Here is an 18,712-nt window from a genome sequence, read left to right as displayed (position 1 = left end):
AAGAATCTCATGTAGGTTCGTTCATTGAACCTACCTGCTCCCGAACCGTAACACCCTGAGTTCGTTCATTGAACCAAGTTCTCGGAAAGTGGCTACAGTGGACGGCATGGCACTGGGCAAGGACTACGCGACGCAGGAATGCTCGATCGCCCGCGCGCTCGAGATCATCGGGGAGCGCTGGACGCTGCTGGTCGTCCGCGACGCGCTCTACGGCGTCCGGCGCTACAACGACTTCCTGGTCCACCTCGGCATCCCCCGCGCGGTCCTCGCCGCCCGCCTCCAGGCGCTGACGGCGGAGGGGATCCTGGAGAAGCGGCGGTACCAGGACTCGCCGCCCCGGTACGAGTACGTCGTCACCGAGCGCGGGATCGCACTGTGGCCGACCCTGCGGGCGCTCGGCCTGTGGGGGCGCGAGCACTTCGCCGAGGTCCGGCTGCGCTACTTCCGGCACGCGGAGTGCGGCACCGAACTCGGGCCGTACGGCGAATGCCCCTCCTGCGCAACCGTCGTACCGGTCGAGGACGTCCTCATGGAACCGGGACCCGGACTCGATAGGGACCCGGCGGATCCGGTCAGCCGGGCACTGCTCAAGCCGAGGCGGCTGCTGCAACCGCTCGAGATCGATCCTGTATAACGGGCTCTACGCCGCCATGGTGAGCCGGATGCCGCCCGCAGCCCGTCGGTAACCGTTGACCGGCAACCGGCACCAGAGCACCGCAACGCACGCTCACGGGGAGGGAGTCGGCGTGATCCGCAGTCGCGTCACCACGCGCCCCGCCGCCGTGCCGCTGCTCCTGTCCCTCCCCCTGCCCCTCCTGCTGCTTCCGGTCGTCCTGTTCGACACCGGCGGTCTGCCCGGGGCCGTGGCCGTCGCGCTCGCCGCGACCGCGGCGGCCGGTTCCGCGCTCGTCGCCTGCGCGGTGCTCGCCTCCCGATGCGCGCCCGCCGTGCCGCCCACCCGGGTGCGTACGGCCATCCGGGACCGGGACCGCCGTACGGCCTTCCTGCCGCAGCGCGATCCCGACGCCGCGGGCCGGCCGCGGCCCCGGGCACCCGGGCGCGCCCTTCCGGCGACCACCGTGTAGGGCACCGCACACCTCGCTACGTGACCCTGCGCGGGTCGTCATGCCGTCATCCCCGTACGCCATTCCCGTACGCCTGGCACGACGAGACCCCCGGAGGGCTCACCCATGTCCGTTTTCGCCGGCCTGGTCGAGCGGCTCGCCGACCTGCTCCAGCCGCTGTTCCACGCCTCCGCGGCCGCCGCCGCGATCGTCCTGTTCACCGCGCTCGTACGACTCCTCCTCCACCCCCTGTCCCGGGCCGCCGCGCGCGGGCAGAAGGCGCGGTCCGCGTTGCAGCCGCGGATCGGCGAGTTGCGGAAGAAGTACCGGAAGGACCCCGAGAAGCTGCAGAAGGCCGTGCTGGAGCTGCACGCCGAGGAGAAGGTGTCGCCGCTGTCGGGCTGCCTGCCCAGCCTGCTGCAGATGCCCGCCTTCTTCCTGCTGTACCACCTGTTCTCGACACCGGCCGCGGACGGCGACGGGCTGCTCGGCCACCGGCTGCTGGCCGCGCCGCTCGGCGGGCGGTGGGCCGACGCCCTGGCCGGGGACGGTGTGTTCGGGGCGGCCGGGGCGGTGTATCTGGGGCTGTTCGCGGTGGTGGCCGTCATCGCCGCGTTCAACTTCCTCCGGGCGAAGAAGTCCCTGGACACGACCGATATGGCAGGCCTGAGCGGCGGCGCCGCGGGCGCGGTCGGCAAGGCCATGCCGTACATGTCCTTCTTCACCCTGGTCACCGTGGCGGTGGTGCCGCTGGCCGCCGCGCTGTACGTGGTGACCAGCACGGCGTGGAGCGCGGCCGAGCGGGTCCTGCTGTACCGGTGAGCGCGCGGGAGCGGCCGTCCTGCCGGGCGGGCCTACGGTCCAGTACGTGAACGCGCTCTTGCGGAGTGGAGGTTGACCTTGGACGATCGACCAGTCCTCCGATGGTTGCGTCTGCCGCACCCAGGTCGCCCTCATCGGCCGGGCGCCCGCGATCGAGGGAGTTGACACATGAAGCTGCTGCGAGTCGGTACGGCGGGTGCGGAGCGGCCCGCGCTGCTGGACGCGACCGGGGTCCTGCGGGACCTGTCGGGCATCGTCCCGGACATCGACGGCGCTCTGCTCGCCGACGACGCGGCACTCGGCCGGATCCGGGACGCCGCCGCCGCGGGGGAACTGCCCGCGCTGGAGGGGGCCGGGTCGGACGCGGCCGCGTCGCGGATCGGGCCGCCGCTCGCGCGGATCGGCAAGATCGTGTGCATCGGGCTGAACTACCACGACCACGCCCGCGAGACCGGCGCCGAGCCGCCCGCCGAGCCGGTGATCTTCCTCAAGGCGCCGGACACCGTCGTCGGGCCGAACGACACCGTGCTCGTGCCGCGCGGCGCCGCCAAGACCGACTGGGAGGTGGAGCTGGCGGTCGTCATCGGCCGTACGGCCCGCTACCTGGAGTCCCATGAGGAGGCGCTCGCGCACGTCGCCGGGTACGCGGTGGCGCACGACGTCTCCGAGCGGGAGTTCCAGAACGAGCGCGGCGGTACCTGGGACAAGGGCAAGAACTGCGAGACGTTCAACCCGTTCGGGCCCTGGCTGGTCACCGCCGACGAGGTCCCCGACCCGCAGGCGCTGCCGCTGCGCCTGTGGGTCAACGGCGAGCTGAAGCAGAACGGGACGACCGCCGACCAGATCTTCCCCGTCGCCGAAGTCGTGTGCTACGTCAGCCAGTTCATGACCCTGTACCCCGGTGACGTCATCAACACCGGTACGCCGGCCGGGGTGGCCCTGGGACAGCCCGAGCCGAAGCCGTACCTGCGGGCCGGGGACGTGGTCGAGCTGGAGATCGAGGGGCTGGGCCGGCAGCGGCAGGAGCTCAAGGACGCGTAGGCGCTCCGCCGGCGGGGCCGGGAAACCGCGTCCGTCGGCGGGGCCGGGAAACCGCGCCCGTCGGCAAAGTCGGCAAACCGGGGACGGTTTCGGGCCCGCGGCGCCGTCGTGGCTCGCCGTGCCCGCGCGGCGGAGCCGCATATCGGCACTATCGGCACAGCCCCGTGCCCCGTGGCCCGGTCCGCTCACTTCAGCAGGGAGGCCAGCCTGCGCCACTCCTCCCGCGGCAGGGCCTCGCGCGGGCCGTCGGCGACCACCTGGAGTGCCACGTGGTCGGCGCCTGCCGCGTGGAACGCCTCGATCCGCTCGCGGATCCGGGACTCCTCGCCCCAGGCGAACACCGCGTCGATCAGGCGGTCGCTGCCGCCGCCGGTGACGTCGGAGTCGGTGAAGCCGAGGCGCAGGAAGTTGTCGGTGTAGTTCGGCAGCTCCAGATAGGGGGCGAGGTACTCGCGGGCCACGGCGCGGGCGCGGGCCGGGTCGGTCTCCAGGACGACCTTGAACTCCGGTGCCAGCAGCGTCGTCCCGCCCAGGATCTCGCGGGCCTGCGCGGTGTGGTCCGGCGTGACCAGGTACGGGATCGCGCCGGCCGCCCGGTCCCGGGCGAGCCGGAGCATCCTGGGGCCGAGGGCGGCCAGTACCCGGCGCCCGGCGGGCACGCCGCCCTCGCCGGACCGGTCGAACTCGTCGAGCCGGTCCAGGTAGCCGACCATCGTCGAGTACGGCTTCCGGTACTGCTGCACGCGCGGGCCGTGACTCACGCCGAGTCCGAGCACGAAGCGGCCGGGGTGGGCGGCCTCCAGCGCGGTGAACTCCGCAGCGGTCTCGGCGGCGTCCTGCTGCCAGACGCTCTGGATGCTGGTGGCGACGACGATCCGCCCGGTCGCCTCGATCAGCGGGGCGGCGTTGCGGGCGGTGCTGTTGCCGCCCAGCCAGACGGCTCCATAGCCGAGTTCCTCCAACTCGGCGGTGGCCTCGGCGAGTTCGGTGCGCCGGTCCGCGTTCTCCGAGCGGAGTCCGATGCTCCAGATGCCGTACCGGCCGATGGTCTCCGGCAAGGGGCGCGCGGGGCCTGTGGTGTCGCTCATCGGTTTCGATCCCTCCGGACGGGGGTTGCAGTGCCTTGATCGTCACGCGTTCGGCACATCCCCACCGGGGGGCGTCCCGGGAGGGCTCCCGGCTTCCCCCGAGAGCAGTAACCGTGAACGCCAGGATCATCGCCGTTCTGTCCGGTTCGGTCCCGCGCCGGCCCGGTGCTTCCCCGTTCCCGGTCCCGATAGGTCTGTTGGCGTCCTTCAGCGCGGTCGCGCTGCTCCGGCGTATCTGAACCCGAGATGCCGACTCTTCGCCGCGCCGGGCGGGGACCGGGCCCCGAGGAGCCGACTTCGGCCTCGGGGCCTTTCCCGGCTATGCGTTCAGGAACCGCTCCAGTGCCTCCACGACCATCCGGTGGTCCTCGAGCTGCGGCAGGCCGGAGACCGTCACCGTGCCGATCACGCCCGCGCCCTCGACGTGGAGCGGGAACGAGCCGCCGTGGGCCGCGTACAGGTCCGGGTCCAGGCGGGAGGAGGCCTCGAAGGTCGTGCCCTTGGCCCGGAAGCGGGCGCCGACCAGGTAGGAGGCGCAGCCGTAGCGCTCCACCACGCGGCGTTTGCGGGCGATCCAGGCGTCGTTGTCGGGGGTCGAGCCGGGCAGGGCCGCGTGGAAGAGCTGCTGGCCCGCGCGGTGGATGTCGACGGCGACCGGGGCCCGGCGCTCCCGTGCCAGTTCCACCAGCAGCGAGCCCAGCGCCCAGGCGTCGTCGTACGTGAAGCGGGGGAGGACCAGACGGCGTTCCTGCGCCTCCAGGTCCTCGATGGTCGGGGTGGTCTCGGGGGTCGGGCGCACGTCGTTCGTCACAGCCGCACCGCCACGCCGTCGCGGGCCGAGCGGCGGGCCGCCTCCAGGACGTCGAGGGCGTCGGCGGCCTCCCGGGCGGTCACCGGGTTCGGGGCGCCGTCGCGGAGGGCGGCGGCCACGGCCGCGTAGTACGCCGGGTAGTCGCCGGGCAGGGTCGGTACGGGGCGGCCGCCGCCGGTCAGCGGGGACTCCCCGGAACCGATGCGGCCCCACAGGGTGTCGTTCTCGGCGCCCCAGCCCTCGGTGCCCGGGCGGGTACCTTCCCGCAGGGCGGCCTCCTGCGGGTCCAGGCCGTACTTCACGTAGCCCGCCCGGGAGCCCAGCACCCGGAAGCGGGGGCCGAGTTGGGCGGCCGTCGCGGAGACGTGGAGGTGGGAACGGACGCCGTTGGCGTGGGTGAGCGCGATGAAGGTGTCGTCGTCCGCCTCGGCGCCCGTGCGACGCACCACCGCCTCGGCGTACACCTGGGTGGCCGGGCCGAACAGCACCAGGGCCTGGTCGACCACGTGGCTGCCGAGGTCGTACAGCAGACCTCCGATCTCCGCGGGGTCGCCGGACTCGCGCCAGCCGCCCTTCGGCTGCGGACGCCAGCGCTCGAAACGGGACTCGAACCGCCATACGTCGCCCAGTTCGCCCTCGGCGATCAGCCGGCGCAGGGTGAGGAAGTCGTTGTCCCAGCGGCGGTTCTGGAAGACGGAGAGGAGCAGTCCGCGCTCGTCGGCCAGGGCGGCGAGGTCACGGGCCTCGGCCGCGGTCCCGGCGATCGGCTTGTCCACGACCACCGGCAGGCCCGCCTTCAGGGCGGCCGTGGCGAGCGGGACGTGCGTCTTGTTCGGGGACGCGAGGACGACCAGGTCCAGCTCGCCGGCGCGGGCGAACAGTTCGTCGGGGCCGGCGGCGAGACGGACGTCCGGGAACTCCGCGCGGGCCTGTTCCTGCCGCCGCGGGTTCGAGGTGACGACCGTGTCCAGGGTCAGGCCCTCTGTCGTGGCGATCAGCGGGGCGTGGAAGACGGAGCCGGCGAGGCCGTAGCCGACGAGGCCGACGCGGAGGGGGGTGCCAGTCATGGCACCTACTTTCGCAACGCTGTTGCCGAAGTGCAAGCGCGGGGGAGAATGGCGGGGTGAACAGTGGGAAGGGCGGAGCGGACGCGGTGACGGTCTCGGGAGTGACGGGCAGGGTGACGGCGGGGGCGAACCTGCTGGCCCTGCGCAGCCACAACACCGCGCTGGTGCTCGACCTGCTGCGCGGGGCGGGCGCGGAGGGGATCAGCCGGCTGGAACTCGCCGAGCGGACCGGGCTGACCCCGCAGGCGGTCAGCAAGATCACGGCGCGACTGCGGCAGCGGGGCCTCGCGGCGGAGGCGGGACGGCGGGCGTCCACGGGGGGCAAACCCCGCACGGTGCTGCGACTGGTGCCGGAGGCGGGGCACGCGGTGGGAGTCCACGTCGACCGGGACGAACTCCGGGTGGTCGTCGTCGACCTGAACGGCACGGTGACCGGCGAACGCCGTCGCCCACTGGACCTCGGCGCGGGCGCCGAATCCGTCGTGGCGACGGTGGCCCACGAGGTGGAGGGACTGGTGCGGGACGTACTCAGGGTCCGTCCCGGGCCGGCCGATGCCGGGTCCCTCGTCGGGGTCGGGGTGGCGTTGCCCGGGCCGCTTGATCATCGGTGCGGGGTGTTGCATCGGGTGACCGGGTTTCCGGAGTGGGACGGGTTTCCGTTGCGGGACGCGCTCGCGCGGCGGCTCGGGGTGCCTGTCGTGGTCGACAAGGACACGAACGCGGCGGCGCTGGGGCTCGCGATCGCGGGTGAGGGGCGTTCGTTCGCGTACCTGCACCTCGGTACCGGGCTCGGGGCCGGGCTGGTGATCGGGGGGAGCGTGCACCGGGGGGCACGGACCGGGGCGGGGGAGTTCGGGCACCAGGTGATCCAGCTGGACGGTCCGCTGTGCGGGTGCGGGGACCGGGGGTGTGTCGAGGCACTGTGCCTGGCGGCCGTGGAGCGGGGGGAGATCACGGAGGCGGCACGGGTGCTGGGGGCCGGGGCCGCGAACCTCGTGGGCCTGCTGGACATCGAGTTGGTGCTGCTCGGCGGCCGTACGGTCGCGGCGGCGCCCGAGGTGTTCGTGGCGGGCGTGGCCGAGGTGCTCGCGGCGCGGGCCCGGCGGGAGGGGGCGCCGGATGACGTGGTGCCGGTCCGGATCGCGCCGGGAGGCGAGCGGGGGGTCGGGGAGGGCGCGGCACAGCTGCTGCTGGCGCCGATGTTCGGGCGGGGGGACGGCTGACGGGCGACGGGCGACAGGCACCCGACGATGCCCGGCCCGGGTCCGCGCGTGCCGTACATGCCACCGGGGTCGATCGAGGTGACTTGTAAAACGGTTCGAGTCCGGTGCCGGGGTGGTTGCCCCGCCGCGCTGTCCGGCCTCGGGGCGTGCCGGGACTGAGGCGGAGGTGCCGCCGAGGTCGTCGGGGGGATCTGTGACGATCTTTGCGTGGACTATCCCAACGACCAGGCTCCCGGCGCCCCGGTGCGCTCCGGCATCCCGGAGCACGGCCGGATCCCCTAGTACTACGCGGTGAAGGCGAGGATCGACGACCTCATCGGCGAACTGGGGGAGGGCCGGCCGATCCCGACCGAGCGCGATCTGTCCGAGGAGTACGGGGTCGCCCGCGAGACCGTGCGGCAGGCGGTGCGCGAGCTCATCCTGGAGGGCAAGCTGCGACGCCGGGGCCGCGGCACGGTCGTCGCGGACCCCAAGCTGGAACAGCCGCTGTCCCTGGTCAGCTACACCGAAGGCGTACGGCGGCAGGGCCGCACCCCCGGACGCTCCCTCGTCACCCTGGACCGCTTCCCCTGTCCGGACCCCCTCGCCGCCGAGACGGGACTCACCCGCGGCGAACCTGTCTGGCACCTGGAGCGCGTGCTCCTCGCGCGACGCCAACGGCAGGAAGCTCCTGGACTACATGCTCGGCCGGCAGGCACAGCAGCAGGTCAGCGAGATCGGCGGCGGCTTCAGCGTCCGCCAGGACGTCAAGGCCGACGACACCAACGCGATGGACCTGAAGAAGCTGATGGAGGGCGTGGAGGTGTGTTCACGCCGGACTGGAACGACATCGACAAGAACCTCACGACGTACGTCGAGGTGTGGAAGCAAGCCACCGGTAGCTGAACCGGCCTCCGGCAAGATCCGGCCACTGACTAGGCTGGACTCACGCAAGCGCGCGTACGGCAGGAGGCCGAAGCACATGGCAGACCGCAAGCCCATCGAGTCGTGGCTCACCGACATGGACGGTGTCCTGATCCACGAGGGTGTTCCGATCCCCGGTGCCGACGCCTTCCTGAAGAAGCTGCGTGAGTCCGGCCTGCCGTTCCTGGTGCTGACCAACAACTCCATCTACACCCAGCGCGACCTGCACGCCCGCCTGCAGCGCATGGGCCTGGACGTGCCGATGGAGAACATCTGGACGTCCGCCCTGGCCACCGCCCAGTTCCTCGACGACCAGCGGCCCGGCGGCAGCGCCTACGTCATCGGCGAGGCCGGCCTGACCACCGCGCTGCACGACATCGGCTACGTCCTGACCGACCACGACCCCGACTTCGTGATCCTGGGGGAGACCCGGACGTACTCGTTCGAGGCCATGACGAAGGCCGTGCGGCTGATCAACGACGGCGCCCGGTTCATCGCCACCAACCCGGACAACGTGGGCCCCTCCGCCGAGGGCGCCCTGCCCGCGACCGGCTCGGTCGCCGCCCTGATCACCGCGGCGACCGGCCGGAAGCCGTACTTCATCGGCAAGCCCAACCCGCTGATGATGCGCGCCGGGCTGAACGCGATCGGGGCCCACTCGGAGACCTCCGCCATGATCGGCGACCGTATGGACACCGACGTGCTCGCGGGCCTGGAGGCCGGGATGCGGACGTTCCTGGTCCTCACCGGTGTCACGCAGGCGAAGGACATCGACCGCTACCCGTTCCGGCCGTCCCACGTCGTCGACTCGATCGCGGACCTCGTCGAGCGGATCTGAGAACCCCGGCTGTCCCGCCCACCGACCCTTCTCACCCATTCGGAGCAGCGCGGTTTCGCAGCGGATGCGGCCGTGGCCCGTCGGGAGTCTCCTGATAGCGGAGGTTTCACGATGGGTCCATTGCGCCTCACACTCTGCACGGGACTCCTGGCGGCCGCCGCCCTCGTCCCAGCGGCCGACGGGGTGGACGGCACGGTCGGTACGGGCGGTCCGGTTCTGCCCGGTGCCCCGGCGGCTCCGGGCACCCTCGCCGTCGTACCGCCGCCGAAGCCGCCCACCGCCTCGGCTTCCCCGAGCCCGCCACGCACGCCACCCACTCCACCCACGGCATTCGTTCCGGCCACCCGGACCCCCGGGGACACCACCGCCCCGGCGGCGGCTGCTCCGCCCGCGCCCGGCACGGCGCACGCGGTGACCGGGCTGGTGCTCGCGGGAGCCGCCGGGGCTGCCGTCCTCCTCCTTCCCCGGGCGCGCGGTACGACCCGAGCCGGGGACGGCCGGCGCGGCCGCCGCGGCCGCGGATCGCACTGAGGGCGGGATCGGCATGTCCGACCACGACGGCACCCGCTCCCGCTGCACCGGCCGCCTCCTGGCCGGCCTTGCCTGGGTGGTGCTGCTGCTCGGGCTCTGGCTGTGGGGACGCGATCTGACCGACGTGCGGGAGTCCCTGGCGCCGTCGGCCACCGGGGACATGGCCGCGGCCGGCCGGCCCTCCGCGGACCGGCTGCCCTCGGCGGCCGGCCCGCTGACCGACGCCCCGCCGCGGCGCCTGGACATCCCCGGTCTGGGGGTGCGGGCGCCGGTGGTGGCCCGCGGCCTGGACGCGCAGGGCGCGGTCGAACCGCCGCCGGCGGACCAGGCCGGCACGGTCGGCTGGTACGGCGCCGGGGTGAAACCGGGGGCGTCCGGGACCGCGCTGCTGGTGGGCGACCTCGGCGCCGGGAGCCGGCCGGGGGCGTTCGACCGGATCGGCTCGCTGCGGCCCGGCGAGGCGGTCCGGGTGGTCCGGGACGACGGCAGCGTCGCCGACTTCACGGTCGACGACGTCAAGGTCCTGACCGGCGACCGGCTCGACGTCCGGCAGGCGTCCGGAGCACCGAAGCCGGGCCGCGCCGAACTGCGGCTGATCGGCTGCGGCGGCACCGTCGACGCGGCGAGCCGCGCCTGCGCCGCGCACGTGGTCGTGTCGGCGTACCTCACGGGTACCGGCCATTGAGGCCACCGGCCCGTGAGGTCACGGCCACCACCGCCCCGCCACCGCCACCGGTCCCGCCGACGAACCCTTCCTTATGGGACTTTGAGGCCTCGGACGACCCGTGACCTGTGACAGCATGGAACCCGGCCGAGCGCACCAAGGGGGAAGGCATGTACGGCATGAGGGGGGCCCTCTCGCGTGCCCGTGCGGCAGGGGTCCGGGCGTCCGCGGCGGTGCTGGGGGCGGCACTGCTGGCCGCCGGGTGCACCTCCGGGGGCGGCGACAAGGACGACGGCGCCGGGATCACCCAACAGCCCAAGGAAGCCGACCCTTTCTGGGTCAACCCGGACAGCAGGGCGGCCCGTCAGGTCGCCGCCTACCTCAAGGCCGGGAAGAAGGCCGACGCCGAGCAGATCCGGAAGATCGCCGGTCAGCCGACCGGCGAGTGGATCGGCCCGGAGAACCCCGAGCAGGAGGCCCGCGGCTTCACCGAGGCCGCCGACAAGGCGGGCCGCACCGCGCTGCTCGTCCTCTACAACATCCCGCACCGCGACTGCGGCCAGTACTCGCAGGGCGGCGCCGCCGACGGGGACGCCTACCGCTCCTGGGTGGACGGCGTGGCCCGGGGCATCGGCGACCGCCCGGCCACGGTGGTCCTGGAACCGGACGCCCTGCTGCACCTGGTGGACGGCTGCACCCCGGAGGAGTTCCATGACGAGCGCTACGACCTGCTCAAGGGCGCGGTCGAACGACTCAAGTCCCTGAAGAGCACCAAGGTGTACGTGGACGCGGGCAACGCGGGCTGGGGCCATCCCGACCAGATCTTCGAGCCGCTGCGCCGCGCGGGCGCGGACCGGGCCGACGGCTTCGCGGTCAACGTCTCCAACTTCTACTCCACCCAGGAATCCCTCGCCTACGGCAAGCAGTTGTCCGCCAAGCTGGGCGGCAAGCACTTCGTCGTCGACACCAGCCGCAACGGCAACGGCCCCTACGACGGCGGGGATCCGGGCGAGCGCTGGTGCAACCCGCCCGGCCGGGCACTCGGCGAGACACCCACGACGAGGACGGCCGACCCGCTGGCCGACGCCTACCTGTGGGTCAAGCGGCCGGGCGAGTCCGACGGCACCTGCAAGGGCGGCCCGAAGGCGGGGGACTGGTGGGCCGACTACGCGCTGAAGCTGGCGAGGGCCAGCAAGTAGAGGGCCCGGGACACGACTTGGGGCGCCCCCCTGGAGGGAGGGCGCCCCTGAGTGCATGCGGTCACGGGACCTCGGCTGCTCCCGGGCCCCGGCCCGCTACGGGACCTTCACCCACTGCGCCTCGCTCGGCGTCCCCTGGTCGTCGTCGACGAACAGCATGTACCACCCCGACTGCACCAGGTTCCGGCTTCCCGGCACCGTCACCGTGATCTTGTCGCCGGACGTGGTGAAGTCCAGCGCGATCGAGCGCTGGTCGACGTCGGTGACATGCGTGGAGGCACTCGGGCGGATCAGCCGGACCTTCTTGATCGTGCCGGCGTGCTGCGAGGTGAACGTGCCGGAGGCGCCCCGGGCGATGGTCCGCGGGCCGCCCGACAGGGAGGGCCGCGCGTCCCGGTACAGATATGGCGGCGTGTAGATCTCGACGCGCTGCTCGAACGTGCCGGGCTTGGTGTTGGCCTTGTCGCCGAAGAGCGAGTCGGAGCCGAAGAACATCACCCGGCCGTCCGGCAGCAGGATCGAGCCGGCGTGGTAGTTGCGGCCCACCAGCGGGTCGGCGACCCGCTTGAAGGTGTTGCTCCCCGGGTCGTAGAGCCTGGCCTGGAGGATGTTGGAGTCGCCGCGGCCCCGGTAGTCCTCGGAGCCGCCCGAGACCAGGATGGAGTCGTCGGGCAGGACCGAGGACTGCGGGTAGCGGGTGCCCTTCTCCAGCGTCGGACCGTCCGTGAAGCGCGGGTTCTTCGCCTTCAGGTCGATGATGCGGGTCTTCCTGCTGGCCAGCTGGGACTCGCCGACCCCGCCGCCGCCGATCACCATGAACCGCTCGTCCTGCGCGGGCGGCAGCAGGACCGTGCCGGAGGTCTCCATCATCTGCGCGTCGCTCAGGCCGGGCAGCTCGGTGAACTTGTTGGTGTCCACGTCCCAGACGCCCGGGTCGCGGCCCACGTCGGCCGGTCCGTAGCCCGCGTTGGATCCGGAGTAGAACAGCTTGCCGTTCTGCAGCAGGAACAGCGCCGGGTAGGTCGGGAACTGACGGACCTTCGGCGTGTACGTCCACTTCTTGGTCTTGGGGTCGAAGACCTCGTTCTTGCCCGGGACCAGCTGGCCGATGTCGTCGAGGCCGGAGACGCTGAGGATCTTCCCGTCGCTCAGGGTGGCGAGCGTCGGGTACCAGCGGGCCTCGTTCATCGGGTCGACCTTGATGTACTTCTCGGCGACCGGGTCGAACTCGTAGGCGTCCCGGATCCCCTGGAAGTCCTTCTTGTCCAGGGCGAGCTTCTCCGCGATGCCGTAGGTGTTGCGGGTGTCGTCGCCGGACAGGCCCTGGATCCGGTAGTTGTCCTGGGTGCCCGTCTCGTACCGGGCGCCGCTCTTCTGCGCCTCGACGTAGATGCGGCCCAGGCCCGGGCTGTTGCCCAGGAACCTGCCGGCCTGGTCGAAGTTCTTCTTGGCGCGCGGCACCAGCACCGGGTCCTTGGAGACGAACGTCTTGCCGTTCTCCCCGCCCGTGAACCTCGTGCCCGCGGGCAGCGTGATCGGCTTGTCCGGGTTCTCGTTGTGGACGATCATCAGGCCGCCGGCCTTGGTGACGTCGCCCTGGAGCTTCTCGTACCGCTTGGTGCCGCCGGCGATCAGGATGTTGCCGTCGGCGAGCTGGGTGTGGCCCGTGCAGAACAGGTCCTCGGGCGTGGGCACCTTCTTGACGGTGCCCTTGACCGGGTCCCAGATACGGGTGTCGAACTGCCGGGCGTCGAAGTTCTTCTTGTTGTTGCCGGAGCCCGCGACCATCAGCACCTTGCCCGTGTGCAGCAGCACGGCGTGGATGGTGTTCTGCCGGTACTCCTCGGGGAACTCGACGATCTCCCAGTGGCCGTTCTCGGCCTTGTACTCGGGCTTGTTGATCTTGTACTGGTGGTAGCGCTCCGTGCCGAAGCGGTAGAGCCACGGCCCGTTCATTCCGGCCAGAGCGACTACCACCACCGCGCCGATCCCGAGCCGTCGGGCGCGCCGGAGGCCGGCCTGGTCCTTCATTCCTTACGTCCCCCCAGTCCACCGAGGGCGATCTGCATGGTGTGCTCGCCCGTCGTTCCATCCGTTCCGGCCCAACTCGGCCCCTGCTGCCCCGCGCCGCCCGGCGCTCCCGGCGGTACCTCCGCCACCGGGACCGGCATCCCCTGGGCCGGAGTGTGCGCCCGGTGGGGGTGTGCCGGGACCGCGTCCCGCGGCTCCGGAGCGGCGGCCGCGGACGTCTGCCGGCGTCGCTCCTGCCGCAGCGTCCACCGCCAGGCGAAGATCGGTGCGGCGGTGATGAGCATGGCGAACGTGGCCCAGGTGATCATCGCCGGGTGGGAGTGCCCGAGGGCGAAACCCGCGACGAGCGAGCCGCCGAAGACCAGGATGAAGAACCAGTGGATGCGGAACGTCCCGAACAGCGTGTCGGGGCTCGCCGACTCGCCCTTCGGGGTCACCACGAACTTGCTCTTGCGCCGCAGCACGGCGTCCATCAGCGAGCGCGCGTAGACCGGCGCGGACAGCGCCGACATCACCATGCCGGCCACCCCGCCGGAGCCCTCCGGCTCGTGCGGCGAGACATTGTGCCGACGGTTCCAGACGTACAGGCCGATCTGGAGCGCCGAGGCGTTGCCGTACAGCATCAGCCACACGGTCGGGTCGATGTTCACGCCCGAGGCGCCGAGGCCCAGGAACAGCGCGCAGCTCAGCGCCGCCAGGATCCAGTTGAGGGCGGACATCGGGTAGAAGATGATCATCATCGTGTAGTTGAAGAGCTTGGCCGGCGGCAGGGTGCCGAAGCCCTTCCAGTACTGCTTGAGGATCGTCTCGTAGGTGCCTCGCGACCAGCGCAGCTGCTGGGTGAAGAAATCCGTCCAGGCGTTCGGGCCCTCGCCGACCGCGAGCACGTCCGGGGTGTAGACCGACCTCCACTTGCGGCCGGTCGCCGGGTTCTTGGCGCGGTGCATCTCGAAGCCGGTGGCCATGTCCTCGGTGATCGAGTCGTACAGGCCGCCGATCTGCTTGAGCGCCTTGATCCGCACGGCGTTCGAGGTGCCGACGAACATCGGCGCGCCGTAGCGGTTGCCGGCCCGCTGGATCAGCGCGTGGAAGAGGAACTGCTGCGACTCGGCCGCCTTGGTGACGAACGTGTCGTAGTTGCCGTAGACCTGCGGGCCGATCACGAAGCCGACGTCGGGGTCGCGGAAGTACCCCAGCATCCGCTCCAGGTAGTTGGGCAGGGGCACGTGGTCGGTGTCGACGGAGGCGAAGAAGTCGTAGTCGTCGCCGTGCGCCTGGAGCCAGGCGTTGTAGTTGCCGTGCTTGGTCTTGGCGCGGTGCGGGCCCTTGGCCTGGTTCCAGCGTGCGACGCCCTTGCGGCTGAAGTGGTGGACGCCCAGGCGCGCGCAGACCTCCTTCACCTCGGGGTCGTCGCCCTCGTCGAGCAGCCAGACGTGCAACAGGCCCCGGTGACGCAGCCGTACGGCGGCCTCCAGGGTCTTGGTCACCATCTCCAGAGGTTCCTTGCCGGGCACGAAGGAGGTCAGGAACGCGACCCGCGTGCCGGTCTCGGGCACCACCGGGACCGGGTCCCGGGCGACCAGGGTGGCGTGCGCGTTGGACAGCACGTTCATGCAGCGGAAGAACTCGATCAGGCCGATCGAGACCAGCATCACCGCGTCGAGGGCCGGCAGGAAGTCGTAGGCCGGGTAGTCGCGTTCGGTCCAGTGCTTGGGCTGGAGCAGCCAGGCCAGCAGGACCAGCGACAGCAGCGGCGCGGCGGCGAGCATCAGCGCGACCCGGATACGGTGCGGCTCCTGCGAGATCAGCGAGCGGTACTGCACCGTGTACGGCTTGTCCGGGTCGGGTTCGGTGAGGGGGCCGGCCAGCCGGCTGTAGTGCTCGTAGTCGTATTTCGGCAGGGACTTCTTGATTCTGCGGAACGTCCCCGTGGTGCCGGTGCGGTGTCCCGGCGCTCTTGGCCGGGTCGTCTCAGAAGGATCGGATTCGTGCCGGGCGCCCGTCGGCGTCGACGTCATGACTCATCCCCCCACACGCATGCGAGCGCGTGTTCGTCGGTTCCTTCGTCTGTTCGAGGCCCCCCTCGGCCCGTCACGGACGTTTGCGTGCCCGGCCGCGGGTCACCAGGTCGGTCCCACCTCGGAGACACGGCACCGCGGCCCGCCGGTTGCATGGCCGCCCCCCGCGGCGGCCGTCGACGCGCGGGAGTCACAGCTCACCGCGCGGCCGGGCAACCGGCTCCTGCAACCCCCAACACCCCCCAACATCCCCAACACCCCCCAAGCGCCGCCAAAGGGCAGCAGCTTGACATCCAGGGTTCTACGGTGTTCAGCATGATCGCAAGACGCGAAACTCGGAGTTTACCGGCCATACGCGCGCATTGCGGAGAGGGGGTGCGACGAGGGGTTCGACACCCTGCGCCGCCCGCTCTTCTGTACGGCTGAGACGGGAGAGGTGTTCAGCCGGGACGGGAGGAACCGGCAAAAGGTGAAGGCGAGCCCGGTCCACAGGACCGGGCTCGCCTTCGTCGTGGTGCGCCGCCAGGGACTCGAACCCCGGACCCGCTGATTAAGAGTCAGCTGCTCTAACCAACTGAGCTAGCGGCGCCTGCTGACACCGTTCACTTTACATGACCTCCGGAGGTCCCCCGACCATCCGCGCCTGGTGGGCGGGGCCAGTGGAGCCGTCCTGTACATCATTCGGACCGTCAATGTTCGCGTCCGGTGGACAGTTGTGGCAATGATCAACGTGCACAGATCCGGATATGTACTGATTAAGTGTGAGGAAGATCGCATGAAGTCTCCGGTGTTCGAGGACATCGACCCCGCGAGCGACTGCGACTGCCCCGGGCGCGTGAGCGGGCGTGGCCCCTCCCGCTCCCCGGCCGCCCGCACCCCGGTCCGTCCGGCCGCCGCGCATCGCGCGCTGGTCGTGGCGGCCGTCACCGCCGCCGCCGTCCTCGGCGTGGGCCATGCGCCACCGGCGGCGGCAGCCATCCACACCGCCGGCCGGACACCCGGGCCGCCGGACACCCGGTCCTCGGCCGACGAGACGGAGACCCCGCAGGGCGTCGCGGGCGCGTTGTTCGGGCCGGGCGGGCCGGTCAAGGCGGGGGAGCAGATCGTGATCGGCGCCACCACCCGGTCGCAGATCGTCAGCCGGGCCAGGAAGTGGCTGGACGCCCGGGTGCCGTACAGCATGAGCCGCTTCTGGCGCGACGGATACCGCCAGGACTGCTCCGGCTTCGTCTCGATGGCCTGGAACCTGCCGCGCAACGAGTGGACAGGCAGCCTCGGCCAGTACGCGGTGCGGATCACCAAGGGGCAGCTCCAACCCGGCGACATCCTCCTCTTCCACAATCCCGACAACCCTCAGAAGGGCTCACACGTGGTGCTCTTCGGTGGCTGGACCGACCAGCGGCACACCGCCTACATCGCCTACGAGCAGGCGCCGCCGCATGCCCGCAGCAGGACCACCCCGTACGCGTACTGGACCAACTCCAAGCGCTACGTCCCCTACCGGTACAAGGGCGTCACCCGGGGCGCGGCCGGTCCCGCCGCGGCGCCGCCCGCGCCGTACCCGGGAGCGGCGTACTTCGGCCCCGGCGCCAACAACCCCCATGTCACCCGGCTCGGCCGGATGCTCGCCGCCCGTGGCGGCGCCTCCTACTACGCCAAGGGGCCCGGCTCTCGCTGGTCGGAGGCGGACCGGCGGGCCACCCAGGCCTTCCAGCGGGCCCAGGGCTGGACCGGGGCGGCCGCGGACGGGCTGCCGGGGCCGGGGACATGGCAGCTGCTGGTGACCGGGAAGGGCAAGGACATCAAGGCCGCGGCCCCCGCCTCGCACGGGGTGCCCGCCTATCCGGGGCGGGGGATGTTCCGGCCCGGTGCCGACAACCGGTACGTCACCGAGCTGGGTCGGCAGCTGGTGAGGAAGGGGTACGGCCGGTTCTACACCAGCGGGCCGGGGCCGCGCTGGTCGGACGCGGACCGGCGGGCCGTCGAGGCCTTCCAGCGCGCCCAGGGGTGGCGGGGCGGCGCTGCGGACGGCCGGCCGGGGCGCGAGACCTGGCGCCGGCTCTTCGCATGACCGCGGTCCCGGAGGGGCCGCCGATCCACCGTACGAACGTCTGAACCATCTGGCGCGGAGGCTGGAGGCAGGTATGAGTACGACCACGTCCCCCACACCCGAATACAACGGGCGCGAGGCGATGATGGCCCCGGACGGCTGGGCGGGCCGCTGCGTCCCCCGGCTCATCCACAACGAGGGGACCACGGAGATCCCCGTCCATCTGCTGTTCCGCGACGACGCCGACACGGTCCCGCTGCCGGTCACGCCCGCGGTGGTGGGCAGCGGGGAGGGCACCGGCGAGCAGCCGCGGCTGGGGCACGGGCGCCGGGCGCCCGCGCCGGCCCGCCCGGTGCCGGAGATGGACTCCGACCTGGTGGAGCGCCCGGCGTCGGTGCTGCCCGGGGCGGCCGGGGTGCTGGCCGGGGCCTGCGGGGCGGCGGGCTGTGTGCTCACCTCGTGGTGGGCGGGGGTGCTGCCGGGCATCGCGACGCACGTGCTGGGGCTGCCGGCGTCCACGGGCGCCGGACTCGGCGCCCCGCAGTGGGCCGCGTACGCCGGGGCGGGGGCGCTCGCCCTGTTCGGCTTCGGCGGGCTGGCCCGGGGCCGGACCGGGCGGGCCTGGGTGCTCGGCCTGTTCGGCCGCTACCGGGGGACCGTCCGGCGCACCGGGCTGCTGTGGCTCAATCCGCTGATGCCGCGCCGCCGGGTCGACGTCCGGCTGCGGCACTGGCGCAGCGAGCCGATGTCGGCCGCCGCCGCGGGCGGGGTCGCGCTGCGGGTGGTGGCGCTGGTGGTGTGGCGGGTCCGGGACACCGCGCGGGCCACGCTCGGGATCGATGACCACGAGACCTATCTGCGTGAGTGCGTCGAGGGGGCGCTGGCCCGGGTGCCGGTGGACCCGCCGGGCGGCGCGCGGGGGACGGCGGCCACCGCGGACACGCTGACCCGGCTGGTGAAGCGGGAGGTGGCGCCGGTCGGTCTGGAGGTGTTCTCGGTCCAGCCGGTCCGGGTCGAGTACGCGCCGGAGGTCGCCGCCGCCATGCACCGGCGCAGCGTCGCCGCACTGGACGCGCGGCACCGGGCGAGCATGCTCACCTCGGTGGTGGACTCGGTGGAGGACACGGTGACCCGGCTGACCACCAGGGGTCTTGTCGATCTCGACGACTACGAGCGCAAGCTGCTGGTACGGGACTTGGCGGTGGCGTTCTGCGCGGGAGGCCGGGAACCGGGGCCGTGACGGGGACGGTGTGACGGGGACGGGGGAGGGCGTGCCTTTGGTATGGACATGTTCAAGTAACGGCAATAGCCTGAACTTGGTCTAGACCTGCACAGCTCACTGAACCTCCCCCACGTCTCCAG

At 72.1% G+C, this 18,712-nt stretch carries 16 protein-coding genes, 1 tRNA gene and 1 pseudogene; 12 read left to right on the top strand and 6 right to left on the bottom strand.

Annotation, left to right across the window (positions count from 1 at the left end):
- Nucleotides 1-106: 106 nt before the first annotated feature.
- The 4 genes from ACFY3J_RS02660 to ACFY3J_RS02645 all read left to right on the top strand — a co-directional run bounded on the left by ACFY3J_RS02660 (nt 107) and on the right by ACFY3J_RS02645 (nt 2,927).
- Nucleotides 107-634 (top strand): winged helix-turn-helix transcriptional regulator, encoded by a 528-nt coding sequence (locus tag ACFY3J_RS02660; protein ID WP_384179337.1) that lies wholly within the window; start codon nt 107-109, stop codon nt 632-634.
- 112 nt (nt 635-746) lie between these two features.
- Complete coding sequence (locus ACFY3J_RS02655) at nt 747-1,085, top strand: DUF6412 domain-containing protein (protein ID WP_390839956.1); 339 nt, start codon at nt 747-749, stop codon at nt 1,083-1,085.
- A gap of 105 nt (nt 1,086-1,190) precedes the next feature.
- Nucleotides 1,191-1,886, top strand: coding sequence for a YidC/Oxa1 family membrane protein insertase (locus ACFY3J_RS02650; protein ID WP_384179332.1), 696 nt, complete (start codon nt 1,191-1,193; stop codon nt 1,884-1,886).
- 168 nt (nt 1,887-2,054) lie between these two features.
- A complete protein-coding gene (locus ACFY3J_RS02645) occupies nt 2,055-2,927 on the top strand; it encodes a fumarylacetoacetate hydrolase family protein (RefSeq protein WP_384179330.1) in 873 nt (290 codons plus the stop codon).
- 185 nt (nt 2,928-3,112) lie between these two features.
- On the opposite strand, the gene ACFY3J_RS02640 is transcribed toward ACFY3J_RS02645, so the two are convergent.
- The 3 genes from ACFY3J_RS02640 to ACFY3J_RS02630 form a co-directional block, all read right to left on the bottom strand.
- Nucleotides 3,113-4,015 carry an LLM class F420-dependent oxidoreductase gene (locus tag ACFY3J_RS02640; RefSeq protein WP_390839954.1) on the bottom strand — a complete coding sequence of 301 codons (903 nt, stop codon included), beginning with the start codon at nt 4,013-4,015 and terminating at the stop codon, nt 3,113-3,115.
- A gap of 319 nt (nt 4,016-4,334) precedes the next feature.
- Entirely contained in the window at nt 4,335-4,826 is a 492-nt protein-coding gene (locus ACFY3J_RS02635; RefSeq protein WP_384179326.1) for a heme-degrading domain-containing protein, read from the bottom strand.
- On the bottom strand, nt 4,823-5,893 hold the full coding sequence (locus ACFY3J_RS02630; RefSeq protein ID WP_384179324.1) for a Gfo/Idh/MocA family oxidoreductase: 1,071 nt from the start codon (nt 5,891-5,893) through the stop codon (nt 4,823-4,825). The genes ACFY3J_RS02635 and ACFY3J_RS02630 overlap by 4 nt, the downstream gene beginning before the upstream one ends.
- A gap of 56 nt (nt 5,894-5,949) precedes the next feature.
- Here ACFY3J_RS02630 and ACFY3J_RS02625 point away from each other — a divergent pair, with 56 nt between their 5' ends.
- The 6 genes and pseudogenes from ACFY3J_RS02625 to ACFY3J_RS02600 all read left to right on the top strand — a co-directional run bounded on the left by ACFY3J_RS02625 (nt 5,950) and on the right by ACFY3J_RS02600 (nt 11,251).
- Complete coding sequence (locus tag ACFY3J_RS02625; RefSeq protein ID WP_390839952.1) at nt 5,950-7,116, top strand: ROK family protein; 1,167 nt, start codon at nt 5,950-5,952, stop codon at nt 7,114-7,116.
- A gap of 207 nt (nt 7,117-7,323) precedes the next feature.
- Nucleotides 7,324-7,776: pseudogene (locus ACFY3J_RS02620) on the top strand (GntR family transcriptional regulator); the annotation flags it as partial.
- A gap of 301 nt (nt 7,777-8,077) precedes the next feature.
- Nucleotides 8,078-8,857 (top strand): HAD-IIA family hydrolase, encoded by a 780-nt coding sequence (locus tag ACFY3J_RS02615; RefSeq protein ID WP_141360614.1) that lies wholly within the window; start codon nt 8,078-8,080, stop codon nt 8,855-8,857.
- Between the two features lie 120 nt (nt 8,858-8,977).
- Nucleotides 8,978-9,388, top strand: coding sequence for a hypothetical protein (locus ACFY3J_RS02610; protein WP_384179320.1), 411 nt, complete (start codon nt 8,978-8,980; stop codon nt 9,386-9,388).
- 13 nt (nt 9,389-9,401) lie between these two features.
- Nucleotides 9,402-10,073: a sortase domain-bontaining protein gene (locus ACFY3J_RS02605; protein ID WP_384179318.1), complete on the top strand. Its 672-nt coding sequence runs from the start codon at nt 9,402-9,404 to the stop codon at nt 10,071-10,073.
- 149 nt (nt 10,074-10,222) lie between these two features.
- The gene (locus tag ACFY3J_RS02600) at nt 10,223-11,251 is read left to right on the top strand and encodes a glycoside hydrolase family 6 protein (protein WP_384179316.1); all 1,029 of its coding nucleotides are present in this window, start codon (nt 10,223-10,225) and stop codon (nt 11,249-11,251) included.
- 96 nt (nt 11,252-11,347) lie between these two features.
- On the opposite strand, the gene ACFY3J_RS02595 is transcribed toward ACFY3J_RS02600, so the two are convergent.
- The 3 genes from ACFY3J_RS02595 to ACFY3J_RS02585 form a co-directional block, all read right to left on the bottom strand.
- Nucleotides 11,348-13,282 carry a galactose oxidase-like domain-containing protein gene (locus tag ACFY3J_RS02595; protein WP_384179314.1) on the bottom strand — a complete coding sequence of 645 codons (1,935 nt, stop codon included), beginning with the start codon at nt 13,280-13,282 and terminating at the stop codon, nt 11,348-11,350.
- Nucleotides 13,279-15,300 (bottom strand): glycosyltransferase family 2 protein, encoded by a 2,022-nt coding sequence (locus ACFY3J_RS02590; RefSeq protein WP_384179312.1) that lies wholly within the window; start codon nt 15,298-15,300, stop codon nt 13,279-13,281. The genes ACFY3J_RS02595 and ACFY3J_RS02590 overlap by 4 nt, the downstream gene beginning before the upstream one ends.
- A 512-nt stretch (nt 15,301-15,812) precedes the next feature.
- Nucleotides 15,813-15,889: transfer RNA gene (locus ACFY3J_RS02585), tRNA-Lys, on the bottom strand.
- 186 nt (nt 15,890-16,075) lie between these two features.
- Between ACFY3J_RS02585 and ACFY3J_RS02580 the strand changes: the two genes are divergently transcribed.
- Together ACFY3J_RS02580 and ACFY3J_RS02575 are read left to right on the top strand one after the other, a co-directional pair.
- On the top strand, nt 16,076-17,371 hold the full coding sequence (locus tag ACFY3J_RS02580; RefSeq protein WP_384179310.1) for a peptidoglycan-binding protein: 1,296 nt from the start codon (nt 16,076-16,078) through the stop codon (nt 17,369-17,371).
- Between the two features lie 73 nt (nt 17,372-17,444).
- Complete coding sequence (locus ACFY3J_RS02575) at nt 17,445-18,590, top strand: SPFH domain-containing protein (RefSeq protein WP_384179308.1); 1,146 nt, start codon at nt 17,445-17,447, stop codon at nt 18,588-18,590.
- The last annotated feature ends 122 nt before the right edge of the window (nt 18,591-18,712 follow it).

The sequence above is a fragment of the Streptomyces sp. NPDC001231 genome (assembly GCF_042896885.1).
In the GTDB taxonomy this organism is placed as follows: domain Bacteria; phylum Actinomycetota; class Actinomycetes; order Streptomycetales; family Streptomycetaceae; genus Streptomyces.
The sequence above is the reverse complement of the archived record's forward strand: the minus strand, read 5'-3'. Positions and strand labels throughout refer to the sequence as shown.

Excerpts from the sequence above, each read along its gene's own strand:
- ACFY3J_RS02660 (WP_384179337.1), top strand. The coding sequence starts at position 107 with ATGGCACTGGGCAAGGACTACGCGACGCAGGAATGCTCGATCGCCCGC.
- ACFY3J_RS02650 (WP_384179332.1), top strand. The coding sequence starts at position 1,191 with ATGTCCGTTTTCGCCGGCCTGGTCGAGCGGCTCGCCGACCTGCTCCAG.
- ACFY3J_RS02645 (WP_384179330.1), top strand. The coding sequence starts at position 2,055 with ATGAAGCTGCTGCGAGTCGGTACGGCGGGTGCGGAGCGGCCCGCGCTG.
- ACFY3J_RS02640 (WP_390839954.1), bottom strand. The coding sequence starts at position 4,015 with ATGAGCGACACCACAGGCCCCGCGCGCCCCTTGCCGGAGACCATCGGC.
- ACFY3J_RS02630 (WP_384179324.1), bottom strand. The coding sequence starts at position 5,893 with ATGACTGGCACCCCCCTCCGCGTCGGCCTCGTCGGCTACGGCCTCGCC.
- ACFY3J_RS02615 (WP_141360614.1), top strand. The coding sequence starts at position 8,078 with ATGGCAGACCGCAAGCCCATCGAGTCGTGGCTCACCGACATGGACGGT.
- ACFY3J_RS02605 (WP_384179318.1), top strand. The coding sequence starts at position 9,402 with ATGTCCGACCACGACGGCACCCGCTCCCGCTGCACCGGCCGCCTCCTG.
- ACFY3J_RS02600 (WP_384179316.1), top strand. The coding sequence starts at position 10,223 with ATGTACGGCATGAGGGGGGCCCTCTCGCGTGCCCGTGCGGCAGGGGTC.
- ACFY3J_RS02595 (WP_384179314.1), bottom strand. The coding sequence starts at position 13,282 with ATGAAGGACCAGGCCGGCCTCCGGCGCGCCCGACGGCTCGGGATCGGC.
- ACFY3J_RS02590 (WP_384179312.1), bottom strand. The coding sequence starts at position 15,300 with ATGACGTCGACGCCGACGGGCGCCCGGCACGAATCCGATCCTTCTGAG.
- ACFY3J_RS02580 (WP_384179310.1), top strand. The coding sequence starts at position 16,076 with ATGAAGTCTCCGGTGTTCGAGGACATCGACCCCGCGAGCGACTGCGAC.
- ACFY3J_RS02575 (WP_384179308.1), top strand. The coding sequence starts at position 17,445 with ATGAGTACGACCACGTCCCCCACACCCGAATACAACGGGCGCGAGGCG.